We start from the raw sequence: 13,303 nt of genomic DNA on the forward strand, positions 1-13,303 counted from the left end.
ACTACTAACGGCTTTAGCTAGGCTTAGAACACCAACGCTTCGGCGATCGTTTTGTTGTAAATGATCCGCCCCGGAGTCGTCTGAATGTACTGAGTAATAATCTCCCCATCAACTCCTTCACGGATTTTCCGTTCCCGGTAATATTTCATCACCGTGCCATCCCCCAAATCCTCGGTTTTGATGACCTCTGTGTCTGGTTTTTCCGTCACCACATCTTCATCCAGATGGCGAATCCAAATTTGGGAGTGGAGATCCACTTGGCCGTGGTCATAGGCCCGCAAGGCATCTTCGATCCCGGCAAAGTAACGTCCTGCTCCCTTTTGGGCATTGGGATTTTCTGCGGTGAGGTAATAACAGCCCAATACCATGTCCTGGGAGGGAGCCACAATGGGTTTACCTGTAGCGGGGGAAAGAACGTTATGGCAAGCCAGCATCAACAGCCGGGCTTCACATTGGGCCTCTAGGGAAAGGGGGACGTGTACAGCCATTTGGTCCCCGTCGAAGTCAGCGTTAAAAGCAGGACACACCAGGGGATGGAGTTGGATGGCTCGCCCTTCCACCAAAATTGGCTCAAAGGCTTGGATACCCAAACGGTGCAGAGTGGGTGCCCGGTTGAGCATAACGGGGTGTCCAGTGATCACTTCCTCCAATACGCTCCAAATTTGCGGATCGCCCTTGAGAATCAATTTCTTGGCCGCTTTGATGTTGTTAACAATGCCTAGTTTGATCAGACGGTGAATCACAAAGGGCTGGAATAGCTCGATCGCCATTTCCCGGGGCAGACCGCATTGGTAAATTTTGAGGTTGGGGCCCACCACAATAACGGAACGACCGGAGTAGTCCACCCGTTTACCCAAGAGGTTTTGACGGAAACGACCCTGCTTACCTTCAATGATGTCGGAAAGGGATTTCAACGCCCGGTTATTGGCACCCACGACGGTGCGACCCCGGCGACCATTATCGATCAGGGCATCCACTGCTTCCTGGAGCATCCGCTTTTCGTTGCGGACAATGATTTCCGGGGCGAGGATTTCCTGCAGACGGGCCAGACGGTTATTACGGTTGATTACCCGACGATAGAGATCATTCAGGTCAGAGGTGGCAAAGCGCCCCCCATCCAACTGCACCATGGGACGTAAATCTGGCGGAATAACAGGGATCACATCCAAGGTCATCCATTCCGCTTGGGAGTGGGTAGCGATGAAATTATCAATTACCCGCAGACGTTTAATCAGCTTGGCCCGCTTTTGTCCTTTACTAGCCAGAATTTCTTCCCGGAGCTTTTCCGCCACTTCTTCCAGTTGCAATTCTGCTAAGAGCCTTTGCACCGCTTCCGCACCAATGCCCACTTCGATACCTTCTAGCTCAGAATCTTCAGCATAAATTTGGTCTTCAATTTCTACCCACTGGTCTTCAGTCAGGAGTTGCTTATATTGCAGATTGCTGGCATTGCCGGGGTTGAGCACCACGTAGGCGTTGAAGTAAACGATCTGCTCCACATCCCGCAGGGCCATGTCCAAAAGAATGCTGAGATAGCTAGGGATGCCTTTGAGATACCAAACGTGGGTGACGGGGGCGGCTAATTTGATGTAGCCCATGCGGTGACGACGAACCCTAGATTCCGTTACTTCCACGCCACAGCGCTCACAAACAATGCCCCGGTGCCGTACCCGTTTATATTTGCCACACCAGCATTCCCAATCCTTGGAAGGACCAAAGATTTTTTCACAGAACAGACCGTCCATTTCCGGCTTTAACGTCCGGTAGTTAATGGTTTCGGGTTTGGTCACTTCCCCCACTACGGTGCCGTTCGGTAGGGTGCGTTCTCCCCACTGGCGGATCCTTTCGGGGGAGGCGATCGCAATTTTGACGTAATCAAACCGAGGTTCTGATTGGGCTTTCATGCTGGGCAAGGAACAAAAAATTTCAGACCCTTCATTGTACGATATTTATCGGCCCCTGGATGGGAAACCGGGTCAATCAATGGGTCTAATTTCTTATACTTGGAATAGTTTTTCGGTGGGACAACAGGTGTTTTGCCAAACTTGTTTGGAGGAGAATCTGGAACTAGGTCTGGTGAAAAAAGTCCGATCTGTTGTAATGTCTGGGGGGAAGTGGAGACCCTTAGGGGTACTGCCTGGCTTTTCGGTAGTCTAAAACCTTGGTTGAAAGGTGAAGATGTTTCAACATATCCAAAGCCGTCGCTAGTTGTCGCGCAGCTATTTGCCAAATCAATTTTCCCGTCTTTAAATTATCTGTTGCTATGAGTCTGACCATTGCCGATTATCAATCCTTCTTGCGGGAAATTGAACCCTTTGCTCAACTTCCTGCCCCGGCGATCGCCGAGATAGCGGCAAAACTGAGGCCGCTAAGGTTTCGCATGGGACAGATAATTCTTGCCCGGGGAAAGTTGGCCAATAATGTTTATTTCTTAGTCAGTGGGCAAGCAAGACTACTCGGTTACGACCCCGGCACTGGTTACCCCGCCACCATGGCTTTGCTCCAGAATGGGGCAGTGATTGGGGATAACAACGCCATCAGAAATGTCCCCTGTGAAACGGCGATCGCCTCTACGGAAACTATTTGCGCCAGCCTCACTAGGGACGAGTTTTTAGCTTTGGTAGATAAGTATCCTGAACTAGCCAGGGTTTATCGCCACCAATGCGGTCGGGTGGAACTATTCGATTTATTAGGGGAACAGCTACAACGCACCGCCCAAGGCAATGTGGATTTGCGCCAGCTAACCCTGGAAATGTTGCCCCAGAGTCAGGTTTACGAGTTGCAACCCGGTAGCCACAGTTTGCCCAGTGATTTGCCCGATCCCGAAAGACTTTGGTTGGTGAGTAGTGGTGAATTGGAGCAATGTCCCCGGGGTAGCGCTTTGCCTGATCCAGACTCTGCCTTGGTGCTCAAGGCCCAAACCCTTGTCCGTTTGATTGGGCTACCTCCTTTACCCCGGTTTTTCCCGGGAAGTTCTGGATCGAAAACCAATGGCAATGGTAACGGCCATGGAGAAGTGCCCCTGGCCACGGTGACCCGCCTCGCTCCAGAAGATTCCCCCTGGGATGATATTCCCTATGCTGACCCCAACCAATTGGGAGAGCCGCTACCAGAGCCCACCGTGGTCAAATCTGGGCGCAAAAGTTATCCCGTTGTGCGGGGGCAAAATCCCACCGATGCCGGGGTAGCCTGCTTCCAGATGATTAGTCAATATTTCGGTATGCCTTTCCGTCGGGACATCATCCAAAGGATTGTCACCGAAGAAATTAAGCGCAGTGAAGCCCTTTCTTTGCCCATTTGCGGTGCCATTGTGGAGTTGATGGGTTTGACCAGTCAGTTGGTCCGCATCCCCAAGGGAGTTTTTGGGCAAATGCAGGTCCCTTTTCTCATCCGCTGGCAAGATAGCCTTGCCCTGGTCTACGAAGCTGGCGATCGGGAAGTAAAAATTGCCGTACCGGAATTGGGTCTAGTCAAACGCGACACCAGTGAGTTTCTTGAAACCTGGGGAGAAGAGGGGCAAGGGGAAGTGCTGATGATGTACCCTTCCAAAGATACGCCCCAGCAACGGTTCGGCTTGAGTTGGTTTTGGCCAGCGTTGGTGAAGTACCGCTACATTCTCCTGCTGGTCTTTGTGGCATCCTTCTTTGTCCAACTATTTGGTCTGGCCAATCCCTTGATGATCCAAATCATCATCGACAAGGTGATTGTGCAAAACAGCAAAGATACCCTGCAGGTGCTGGGTATTGCGTTGGTGTCGATCGCCATTTTTGAGGCCCTCTTAAGCACCCTACGAACCTACTTATTTGTAGATACCACCAATCGCATCGACATGAGTTTGGGGTCGGAGATCATCGACCACCTACTGCGGTTACCCCTGCGCTATTTTGAGAACCGCCCAGTGGGGGAAATTTCCACCAGGGTTAACGAACTGGAAAATATTCGGCAATTTTTAACAGGTACGGCCCTGACGGTGGTGTTGGACTCCGTTTTTTCTGTGGTCTACATCGTCGTGATGATTATCTACAGCCCTCTGCTGACGGCGGTGGCCCTGGGAATTGTGCCCATTTTTGTTATTTTGACTCTGGTATTTTCCCCCCTTATTCGTAGGCAGTTACGGCTCAAAGCGGAAAGAAACGCCCAAACCCAGTCCTATCTAGTGGAGGTAATGTCAGGGATTCAGACCGTTAAAGCCCAAAACATCGAGTTGCGCTCCCGCTGGCAATGGCAGGACAAATATTCCCGTTATGTGGGGGCCGGTTTCAACACTGTCATTACCTCTACCCTAGCTAGCTCCTCCAGTCATTTTCTCAACCAGTTATCCGGTTTACTCGTACTTTGGGTGGGGGCATCCCTGGTGTTGGATGGGGATTTAACCCTGGGTCAGTTAATCGCTTTTCGGATCATTGCCGGCTACGTTACCTCCCCTATTCTGCGTTTGACCCAACTCTGGCAGAACTTCCAGGAAACCGCCCTGTCCCTGGAACGGTTGGCGGACATTGTTGATACGCCCCAGGAATCGGAGCGCGATCGCCAAAACATTCCCATGCCCGAAATTGCCGGCGAAGTGAAGTTTGAAAACGTCAGTTTCCGGTTTAAAAAACAGGGGCCATTACAGTTGAACAACATTAACCTGTCCTTCCCCCCGGGCACCTTTGTGGCTTTGGTTGGGCAGAGTGGTGCTGGTAAAAGTACCCTGACCAAACTGCTTTCCCGACTGTATGAACCCGAAGGGGGGCGGATTTTGGTCGATGGCCTTGATATTGGCAAAGTGGAACTCTATTCCCTCCGTCGTCAGGTGGGGGTAGTCCCCCAGGAAACCCTCCTGTTTGAAGGCACAGTGCAAGAAAATATTGCCCTGACTAACCCAGACGCGACCACGGAACAAATTATCTCGGCGGCTAAAGTTGCCTCTGCCCACGAATTCATTATGACCTTGCCCAACGGTTACAACACCAGGGTAGGGGAACGGGGAGCTACTCTCTCCGGGGGACAACGGCAACGAATTGCGATTGCCAGATCGGTGTTACAGCGGCCACGCATTTTGGTGTTGGACGAGGCCACCAGCGCCCTGGATTACATAACCGAACAACAAGTATGTATCAACCTTGGGGATGCCTTCAAGGATCACACCGTCTTCTTCATCACCCACCGCCTTAGCTCTGTCCGGAGCGCCGACGTAATCGTTATGATGGACCAAGGTTCCGTTGTTGAGCAGGGTAGCCATGACGAATTAATGGCCCTCAAGGGACGTTACTATTACCTTTACCAACAACAGGGCGCCGGCGGTGACGATGTTTAGTGCCCTCACCTAAAACTGTGTGAATTTTTATCAACTAGCCAGACAGTGTGCCCCCATGGGTTTTAAAACTTTGTCTATACCATTACCATTAGCCTAAATAATTTCCTCGCCCAATCAACTCTTTGTCCATCATCTTTGGCGATCGCCCCCAGAATTATGAATAGCCCCACCCAGGAACATGCTCCCCAAAGGAACGGCCACAGCTCCAAAACCATGGATGCGGGCACCTTGGCCGACGTAAAAGAACAGGAAAAGGCTGCCAAAACTCCCGTTGCTCTCTCATCCAACTCATCCCTATTCCAACCGGAACAAGCCATTGTCATGCGTCAGTCCCCCATGTGGGCCCGGGGTATTGCCATTGCGATTATGGGGGTGACTGTGGTGGCTGTGACCTGGGCTTCCATCGCTACCATTGAACAGGTGGTCCCCGCCACCGGACAACTGAAACCCCTCGATACAGTTAAGGACATCAATGCTCCCCTCAATGGGGTGGTTAAGGAAGTTTTAGTCGAAAACAACCGCAAGGTCAAAAAAGGTGAAGTGCTGGTAATCATGGATTCCAGCAGTACCCGGGCAGAATTGACCGCCGCCCAAAATATTCGCTCTAAGGTTCTCCAGGAAAATGCTTTCTATCGCACCCTACTGCAAAACGGTTTGGAGGGCAGTACCCTACAGAGGGCGATCAGCCAGCTCAACTTACCCTGGGAAGTAGTGGCTTTGGCCAATAACCGGGCTGAATTGATTAATGAAAATAAACTTTATCGTCAGCAATTGGGGTTAAGAAACGCCAGTGGTGAAGGCCAACTCAGTGCCGAACAACTTTCCCGACTGGAAATGGCCCGCTTTGAATTAGGCAGTCGTGTGACCGCTGCTGAATTGGAGATTCGCCAAATTGAAAAACAATTACAGCAGGCCAGCCTACAATTGAGGGCGGAAAGGAGTCAGCTCCAGGAAGACCAGAAAATCTTGGCTGGGCTATTGGGGCGCAACGAAGCGGCCCTCGTGGAGGCAGAGAAAAGCTTAGCGATTGAAGCAGGCATCGTTAATAGTATGACCCCCTTGCTAGAGGAGGGAGCCCTGGCACGGTTACAGGTAGAAAAACAGCAACAATCCCTCAATGACAGGACTCAGCAGTTAATCGAGCAAAAAGTTAACACGGTGGTGGAAGTAGACCGCCAAAAACAACAAATTGAGTCCCGCCAAGCAGAAATCCAGCGCTTAGAAACGGAGCAATCACGCCTTCAGTCTTTAATTTCCCAAGCCCAAGCCCGCCTGGCCAACACCAGCGCCGTAACTGATAAGGACATCTATGATCGCCTTGCAGACAACAATAAGCGGCTGGCAGAAATTGATAGTCAGATCACCAAAATCATCGTTGATAACGACAAACGGCTGACCGAATTAAACGGACAGATTGAACGGGCAAAGGTAAACCTTGGTTATCAAGAAATCACTTCCCCGGTGGATGGGGTTGTATTTGACCTCAAGGCCACCCCTGGTTACGTTACCCCCCCCAACCAAACTGAACCTCTGCTCAAAATTATTCCCGCCGATAGCTTAGTAGCCGAGGTGGATGTGACAAATAAAGATATCGGTTTCGTGCGCACTGGTATGCCCGTTGACGTACGGATTGATTCCTTCCCCTACAGTGAGTTTGGTGGAGTCGATGGGGAAGTGGAATACGTCGGCTCCGATGCCCTGCCCCCCGATCAAACCTATCAATTTTATCGATTCCCCGTCAGGATCAAGCTAGATAGCCAGGAATTAGTTAGTCATGGGCGGGAGATTCCCCTCCAATCGGGCATGTCCGTCACAGCTAACATCCGTGTCCGTGAAAAACGCACGGTGATGAGCATCTTCACAGAGCTGTTTACCAAGAAAATTGAGAGCTTAGAAACTGTTCGTTAGTGTTCTTGCTTTTATTGCCTCAAAATCAGACTGCTTCCAACTGCCACCGCATCGAAACTTTGGCTAAACTGGGGGCAGTTCTTTTTATCTACCACCATGGTCAAACGACGCAAGCTAATTTCTTACACTGCTTTCAGTACGGCGATCGCTGTCATCACTGGTTGTTTTGGTGGTAATAGTAGTAACGGCCAAGGACAAACGGTAAATGTTGGTACCATGGCGGACCTCAAGGCCAAGGGAGAGTTGAAGGGGAACACTCCCAAGGGGCCGGTGACGGTAGTACCCAATGGTAATAGTGGCCAGATTAGTGCGGTTAATCCCACTTGTACCCACAACGGCTGTCAGGTGAATTGGAAAAAAGCCAATGGTAAATTTGTCTGTCCCTGCCACGGAGCGGAATTTGCGGCCACCGGCAAGGTGCTGAAGGGGCCCGCCATCAGGGATTTACCTACCTATGCTACCCAGGTGAGCGGCAACAACATTCTGGTCAAAGCCTAGGGGCCACCCAAGGTTTTTCAAAGCCGCTTGGATAATTGGTGGGAGGAAAAAGCTAAGTTATGGTGAGAATCTTTGGGGCGACGGTGTTGGCCCTGCTCAGTTGGGGGGGCGCGGGGGAACCCTTAGTTGGCCAGGAAGTGGCCTGGCAGGAAGCGAAGGTTTTTGCTGTACCCACCCAAGCGGATCCGGCCATCGACAAAATTGTAGATAATTACCTCGATCGCCTGGAATCCTTGGGCTACGATCGCCAGCGCCAGGGCATTTGGTTACAGTCAGAATGGGCCTATTTGGGCTACAACCAGGGAGAAAGTGCTTTTCCAGCGGCTTCTTTGACCAAAATTGCCACCAGTGTGGCGGCGTTGGATAAATGGGCACCCAACCATCGTTTTATCACCCGTTTTTACACCGATGGCCCCATCCATAACGGGGTTTTAGAGGGGAATTTATTCGTCGCTGGGGACCATGATCCCCTCTTTGTCTGGGAAGAGGCGATCGCCGTGGGCAATGCCCTGAACCAAGCAGGCATTCGGGAAGTAACCGGAGATTTGGTGGCGGTGGGCAATTTTGCTATGAACTTTGAGGCCAACCCTGCCATTGCCGGAGCTTTATTTCAACAAGCCGTGGATGAAAGCCAATGGTCGGCCACAGTGAGCCAAGCCTTCGGGGATTTACCTCCCAATACTCCCCGGCCCCAAGTAAAAATTGCTGGCGCTGTCCAGACCCAGGCTGTTTTACCCGCCAACTTAGAACCGTTACTAGAGCATCAATCCCTTCCCCTAGCGGCCTTGCTCAAACAGATGAACATCTACAGCAATAACGATATGGCCGAGATGTTGGCCCAGGCCATAGGCGGAGCGGCGATCGTGGCCCAAACCACCTCGCGCTTGGGGGCAATTCCAGCGGCGGAAATTCAACTAAAAAATGGCTCCGGCCTAGGGGTGGACAATCGGCTTTCCCCCAGGGCCGTGACCAAAATGTATCAAGTTTTAGCGGCGCAACTGGAACCCCATGGCCTAGGCATTGACGATATTTTTCCCGTCATGGGGCGCGATCGCCGGGGAACATTGGAATGGCGCAGTATGCCCCAGGGATTAACGATAAAAACTGGCACATTAAATACGGTCAGTGCCCTAGCGGGTACTATTCCTACCCAGGAGCGGGGCACTGTTTGGTTTGCCATCATCAATAATGGCCCCAATTTTGATCGTCTGCGAGTCGAGCAGGACCGACTGTTACAACAAATCGCCGAACATTGGCAGGTGTTACCGGAAAATTTAAATGCTGGCCCCATGGATAAGGTTTTATTAGGCGATCCGGCCCGTAACCTAACTCCCCCACCGTCTGAATCTTGATTATTAAGAATTTTCAGACCCCTGGGATTCCTGTCGTTGTATCCTAGGCGGTGGAAATCCCTGGCCAGTCAATTTTGCCCCCTATGAATACATCATCCCCCGTTTTCATTCCCGTAATTCTTGCCGGTGGTAAAGGAGAAAGATTTTGGCCCCTAAGCCGTAGGCAACGACCTAAACAATTTTTGTCCCTGGATGGTTCCGGGGTTAGTCTATTGCAGGCCACAGCCCAACGTCTACTATCCTTGGCTGGGGACTGGGAAAATTTGTGGGTGATTACGGCGGCCCCCATTGCAGAAGGTGTTTTCGAGCAATTGCCTTCATTGCCCAAGGAAAATTGCCTAGTGGAGCCAGAGGGAAAAGATACGGCCCCTGCGGTGGCCTGGGCTAGCCTAGAAATCGCCCAACAGTATGGAGACGATGCCATTATTGGTTTTTTTCCCGCTGACCACTGGATTAAAGACCAATGCGCCTACGAGCAAACTTTGAAAGCGGCGATCGCCTATGCCCAGGAACAGGACGCCATTGTCACCCTTGGGATTAAACCCCATGGCCCCGCTACTGGTTATGGCTACATCGAGCAGGGCACATTGGAACGGGAAATAGATGGTTTACCGGTGTATCAAGTGACCCGCTTTACCGAAAAGCCCGACCGAGCCACGGCCCAAACCTTTGTGGACAGCGGTAAGTTTAGTTGGAATAGTGGCATGTTCATTTTCCGAGCCGGGGTGGTACTAAGGGAATTAGACCGGCACGCCCCCGAATTATTAGCTACTTTAAGGGCTAAGGGAGCAGCCGGTTACCCAGCTTTAGAAAAGAAAAGCATTGACTATGTATTGATGGAAAAAACCCAATTAGCCGCCGTTCTACCGGCCAATTTTGGTTGGGATGATTTGGGGGATTGGAATGCCTTGGAGCGACTTTTTCCCGAAACAGAAGCCAATGTGGATTTGGCTAACCATGTCAACTTGCATAGCCGGGGCTGTATTGTTTACGCCAGTGATGAGAACCAGATAATTGCCACCATTGGCTTGAAAGACGTGGTAATTGTGCGGGAAGGCAATGTCACCCTGGTGGTGCCCAAAGACCATACCCAGGACATCAAGGATTTGCTTAAACAACTACAATCTCAACCGGAGTACGAAAATTTGCTGTAGAATAAGCGGCCATAAAAAATTGATTTTATAAAAAATCTGGGTACCGCTAACAAATCAAAAGTTATTGATATCGGCAGCACACAATTTTTTAGTTTCTTCTGTAGAAAATCCTAAAGAATTAGACTGTGATAAATGTCTTTCAATAAATTACTGTCAACTACCCGTTAGAATATCTATCTTCCCTTCTCTAACAAGCGATCATTCTGCTCGATGTGATTCTAATTTGGGGGGATTTAGTTGAGGAAAAAAATTCCCAAGCTTGGAACCCACAGGCTATTGCCAGTGGCATTGTTTGTGCCATTTTGATTTGGTTTGCCCACTCGGTTCATGGTAACAAGTCTTAATCCAATCCAGAAATGCTCCCTAGCAAGTGAAAAAACTCACTTTCTCTGGAGTGGGGCACAACCAATTTAAGGTTTACTTATAGGGAATTCAAACCCAGGTAAACAAGATGTTTCAACCATTGTTTGCCAGAATTAAAAGACCGAGCCATCCTAGGGAGGCTATCAATGTTTAGGGAGGAGGGTTATGGGCACTAGTCCCCAAAATTCAGAGTTTACTGAGCGTTTAAGCCAAGAAATACCTTTTTTTGAGGGATTAAGGCTGGAAGTATTGCAAGAGGCCATTGCCCATGTTTCCGTTCGCAGTCATCCCGCCAACCAAGTTATTCTCCTCGAACATGACTGGGGCGGCTCAGTTTATTTCGTCATGGATGGCTGGGTCAAAATTCGCACCCATAATGTGGATGGTCGGGAAGTAACCCTCAACATTGTCGGCCGGGGAGAGATTGTCGGTGGAGCGGCGATCGAAGAGGCTCCCCGCTCCACCGACGTCATCACCCTTACCCCGGCGGAAGTGTGCAGTGTACCAGCTCCGGAATTTTACAATTTTCTCCAAACAGAGCCCATGGCGGGCATTCGTTTAGCCCAGATCATTGCTCGCCGTCTGCGGCAACTTAACCGTCGTTTGCGGCTGAGGGAAGCAGAAAGTTTAACCCGGGTGGCGGATACCCTGCTATTTTTGGCGGAAGGTCGGGGCCGAGATACGGACAAAGGGGTAATTATTCCCAATTTGCCCCACCGAGAATTGAGTAGTATTAGTGGGTTAGCCAGGGAAACTGTCACCCGTTGCCTAACTAAACTGGAAAAACGGGGCTTAATCCATCGAGAGCCGGATTTTATCAGTGTGGCCAATCTCAGGGATTTAGAAGATCTAATTTCCTGAACATAGAAAATATTGCCCTGGCACCATTGCCGATCGCCGAAACATAGTATGTCACACTAGGTGGGTTGGGCTTGTTGCCACAGAATCCCGTGTTAGATGGGTTCAAAGTTATAACTGAAAAACTTTTTCCATGACTTTTTCTGCTGACCGATCGCCGAATACCGGAATTAAAGCTGAGATTACCAATTCTGTTAGTGATCCCAAGGAGACTACGGCGGATATGGTCGATGTGAATAGTATGGATGAAGACAATTGGGTGGATGCGGGGGACGGAGAAACAGAGGAAAGCAAAGCACTACAGGAATTACCCTTGAGCCGTCAACAGCCGGTGTTGAAATCTCCCCAGACCCTGGCCATGGTGGAAAGCGCCTTTCTCGCTAGCATGGTCAGCATTATTTGGCTGATTAATTATTATTTTCCCATTGGCCCCCTATTAAGGATCCTGTTTCCCATTCCCCTGGCTCTGGTTTATCTGCGTTGGCGATCGCCGGCCGCCATTAAGGGCATGATTGCCGCCGGGTTGCTACTTTCTGTGTTGATGGGCCCCACCCGGAGTGTGGTCTTTGTCATTCCCTATGGGCTCATGAGTTTGCAGTTGGGATTCTGCTGGGTGAGAAATGCATCCTGGGGCTTTTCCATTTTTACCGGTGCACTAATCGGTACCTTTGGCTTTTTCTTTCGCTTTTGGCTATTTTCCTTTCTGTTGGGGGAAAACCTTTGGCAATATGTCATGGGACAGATCACCAATTTGCTTGACTGGCTATTTTTACAATTCAATATTTTGGCTCAGCCAGACGTGCTACTAGTACAATTCTTGGCAGTAGGTATGGTTTTCCTCAACAGTCTGATTTATATGCTGGCAGTGCATTTAACAGCGCTCTTGATTTTGGATCGTTTGGGTAATCCCATTCCCCGGCCTCCCCAATGGCTAAAAGTGATTTTAGATTACGATTATTAGACTTGGTAAATTAATGGGAAACGGCAAATTATCCCCGTGATAGGATAAATGCCAACGTTTTTGTGATCCACTACTATGGGCCTGCTATTTCTGAAACTAATGGGCCATGCCCTCGGTAGTATCGTTATGTACTGGGGTTTACTGCTTCTGCTGATTGCTCCCTGGGTATTGGCATTGCTATTAGTTGTACTCATCAATGGAGTGTGGAATCAAATCACAGGAAAGAATGAAGAATGGCAATGGTTTGGCAATTGGACAAGTGCCATTGTCGATGTGATTAATTCACTCAAATTTCAATGGATCGGCTGGATTCCAGGAATTATAATCCAAGTTTGGTACGCTGGTTACGCCGCAAACTTAGTACATAATTCGACTTTAGACAAAACGGACATCTATGTCATCGCCTTGCAATTGATGGGGAGCGCAGGGGTGATTTTTGCAGCATTGGTTTTCTACTGGCTTTATTGCCTAGTGGTGGAAGTCAATCTAGGCAAATGGATTTACATTTTAGTGGGGGGAATTTCCTTGACGGCATATTTTGTCTTTCTACAATTCCCCCAGGTTGCTGAGACTTTGGGTCAAAGATGGCAACAAATATTTGATTCCCTGCTTTGGGCCATGGTGTGAGTGATGCCATCAAAACCTGACTAAAAAGTGTCCGTGGGAACAGGTTAAGCTCCAGACAAGACAGTAAACTAAGACCATGGAAGTCCGTCTAACCTTTGCAATGTAGTCTTTTGGAGAGTCGGTTTTATGTCAGACCTGAACCGTGGCATCATGAAATTCGACGGGGCAGATAAGCCCTTCCTCGTCGCTGTTTCGGCAATGTTAATCCTGGGGGGCATTGGTGCCCTGATTATCTGGGCCCTACGGGTAGCCTACGCTGTGGGCTAGGAACTTACCGCCATCA

10 protein-coding genes are annotated in these 13,303 nt (G+C 49.9%); 9 read left to right on the forward strand and 1 reads right to left on the reverse strand.

The window, feature by feature from the left end; genetic code table 11:
- Nucleotides 1-23: 23 nt before the first annotated feature.
- The gene (rpoC1, locus tag H6G46_RS11740; protein WP_010872888.1) at nucleotides 24-1,904 is read right to left on the reverse strand and encodes a DNA-directed RNA polymerase subunit gamma; all 1,881 of its coding nucleotides are present in this window, start codon (nucleotides 1,902-1,904) and stop codon (nucleotides 24-26) included.
- A gap of 359 nt (nucleotides 1,905-2,263) precedes the next feature.
- Between rpoC1 and H6G46_RS11745 the strand changes: the two genes are divergently transcribed.
- From H6G46_RS11745 to H6G46_RS11785, 9 genes are all read left to right on the forward strand, one after another.
- A complete protein-coding gene (locus H6G46_RS11745; RefSeq protein ID WP_010872887.1) occupies nucleotides 2,264-5,299 on the forward strand; it encodes a peptidase domain-containing ABC transporter in 3,036 nt (1,011 codons plus the stop codon).
- Between the two features lie 156 nt (nucleotides 5,300-5,455).
- Entirely contained in the window at nucleotides 5,456-7,207 is a 1,752-nt protein-coding gene (locus H6G46_RS11750) for an HlyD family efflux transporter periplasmic adaptor subunit (RefSeq protein WP_010872886.1), read from the forward strand.
- 96 nt (nucleotides 7,208-7,303) lie between these two features.
- Nucleotides 7,304-7,705 carry a ubiquinol-cytochrome c reductase iron-sulfur subunit gene (locus H6G46_RS11755; RefSeq protein ID WP_010872885.1) on the forward strand — a complete coding sequence of 134 codons (402 nt, stop codon included), beginning with the start codon at nucleotides 7,304-7,306 and terminating at the stop codon, nucleotides 7,703-7,705.
- Between the two features lie 59 nt (nucleotides 7,706-7,764).
- Nucleotides 7,765-9,057 (forward strand): D-alanyl-D-alanine carboxypeptidase/D-alanyl-D-alanine-endopeptidase, encoded by a 1,293-nt coding sequence (locus H6G46_RS11760; RefSeq protein ID WP_010872884.1) that lies wholly within the window; start codon nucleotides 7,765-7,767, stop codon nucleotides 9,055-9,057.
- Nucleotides 9,058-9,140: 83 nt separating this feature from the next.
- A complete protein-coding gene (locus tag H6G46_RS11765; protein WP_014407111.1) occupies nucleotides 9,141-10,211 on the forward strand; it encodes a mannose-1-phosphate guanylyltransferase in 1,071 nt (356 codons plus the stop codon).
- Between the two features lie 528 nt (nucleotides 10,212-10,739).
- Nucleotides 10,740-11,435, forward strand: coding sequence for a Crp/Fnr family transcriptional regulator (locus H6G46_RS11770; RefSeq protein ID WP_190759862.1), 696 nt, complete (start codon nucleotides 10,740-10,742; stop codon nucleotides 11,433-11,435).
- Nucleotides 11,436-11,565: 130 nt separating this feature from the next.
- Entirely contained in the window at nucleotides 11,566-12,393 is an 828-nt protein-coding gene (locus H6G46_RS11775) for a YybS family protein (RefSeq protein WP_010872881.1), read from the forward strand.
- Between the two features lie 75 nt (nucleotides 12,394-12,468).
- Nucleotides 12,469-13,020 (forward strand): hypothetical protein, encoded by a 552-nt coding sequence (locus H6G46_RS11780; protein ID WP_010872880.1) that lies wholly within the window; start codon nucleotides 12,469-12,471, stop codon nucleotides 13,018-13,020.
- A gap of 126 nt (nucleotides 13,021-13,146) precedes the next feature.
- On the forward strand, nucleotides 13,147-13,287 hold the full coding sequence (locus H6G46_RS11785; protein WP_020862346.1) for a hypothetical protein: 141 nt from the start codon (nucleotides 13,147-13,149) through the stop codon (nucleotides 13,285-13,287).
- Nucleotides 13,288-13,303: the final 16 nt, after the last annotated feature.

This window comes from Synechocystis sp. FACHB-908, assembly GCF_014698595.1.
In the GTDB taxonomy this organism is placed as follows: Bacteria; Cyanobacteriota; Cyanobacteriia; order Cyanobacteriales; family Microcystaceae; genus Synechocystis.

Bases quoted from the DNA above. Each gene is read 5' to 3' on its own strand.
- H6G46_RS11780 (WP_010872880.1), top strand. From the start codon at position 12,469: ATGGGCCTGCTATTTCTGAAACTAATGGGCCATGCCCTCGGTAGTATC.
- H6G46_RS11775 (WP_010872881.1), top strand. From the start codon at position 11,566: ATGACTTTTTCTGCTGACCGATCGCCGAATACCGGAATTAAAGCTGAG.
- H6G46_RS11765 (WP_014407111.1), top strand. From the start codon at position 9,141: ATGAATACATCATCCCCCGTTTTCATTCCCGTAATTCTTGCCGGTGGT.
- H6G46_RS11755 (WP_010872885.1), top strand. From the start codon at position 7,304: ATGGTCAAACGACGCAAGCTAATTTCTTACACTGCTTTCAGTACGGCG.
- rpoC1 (WP_010872888.1), bottom strand. From the start codon at position 1,904: ATGAAAGCCCAATCAGAACCTCGGTTTGATTACGTCAAAATTGCGATC.
- H6G46_RS11745 (WP_010872887.1), top strand. From the start codon at position 2,264: ATGAGTCTGACCATTGCCGATTATCAATCCTTCTTGCGGGAAATTGAA.
- H6G46_RS11785 (WP_020862346.1), top strand. From the start codon at position 13,147: ATGTCAGACCTGAACCGTGGCATCATGAAATTCGACGGGGCAGATAAG.
- H6G46_RS11760 (WP_010872884.1), top strand. From the start codon at position 7,765: ATGGTGAGAATCTTTGGGGCGACGGTGTTGGCCCTGCTCAGTTGGGGG.
- H6G46_RS11750 (WP_010872886.1), top strand. From the start codon at position 5,456: ATGAATAGCCCCACCCAGGAACATGCTCCCCAAAGGAACGGCCACAGC.
- H6G46_RS11770 (WP_190759862.1), top strand. From the start codon at position 10,740: ATGGGCACTAGTCCCCAAAATTCAGAGTTTACTGAGCGTTTAAGCCAA.